Here is a 636-nt window from a genome sequence, read left to right on the forward strand (position 1 = left end):
ACCGTCAACACGATGGCCGATCAGCTCAACGCCTTCGCCTCCGAGGTGACCCGCGTGGCGCGCGAGGTGGGCACGGAAGGCAAGCTGGGTGGTCAGGCCGACGTGCGTGGGGTCGGCGGAACGTGGAAAGACCTGACCGACAACGTCAACTTCATGGCGGGCAATCTCACCAACCAGGTGCGGAACATCGCGGATGTCACGACGGCGGTGGCGAATGGTGACCTCAGCCGCAAGATTACCGCCGATGCCAAGGGTGAGATTCTGGAGCTGAAGAACACGATCAACACGATGGTGGACCAGCTCAACAGCTTCGCGGGCGAGGTCACCCGTGTGGCGCGTGAGGTGGGCACCGAGGGTCGTCTCGGCGGGCAGGCCGACGTACGCGGCGTCGGCGGCACCTGGAAGGACCTCACCGACAACGTCAACTCGATGGCGTCGAACCTCACCAACCAGGTGCGGAACATCGCCTTCGTCACGACGGCGGTGGCGAATGGCGACCTGAGCAAGAAGATCACCGCCGATGCCCAGGGCGAGATTCTGGACCTCAAGAACACGATCAACACGATGGTGGACCAGCTCAACGCCTTCGCCTCCGAGGTGACCCGGGTGGCGCGCGAGGTGGGCACGGAAGGCAAG

1 protein-coding gene is annotated in these 636 nt (G+C 64.3%); it reads left to right on the top strand.

Translation table 11 applies throughout. From position 1 onward, the window contains the following. Positions 1-636 (top strand): HAMP domain-containing protein (locus DAERI_RS21735; RefSeq protein WP_114149470.1); only part of this gene is annotated, 636 nt, incomplete at both ends.

Origin of the sequence: Deinococcus aerius, assembly GCF_002897375.1 — a bacterium.
Taxonomy (GTDB): domain Bacteria; phylum Deinococcota; class Deinococci; order Deinococcales; family Deinococcaceae; genus Deinococcus; species Deinococcus aerius.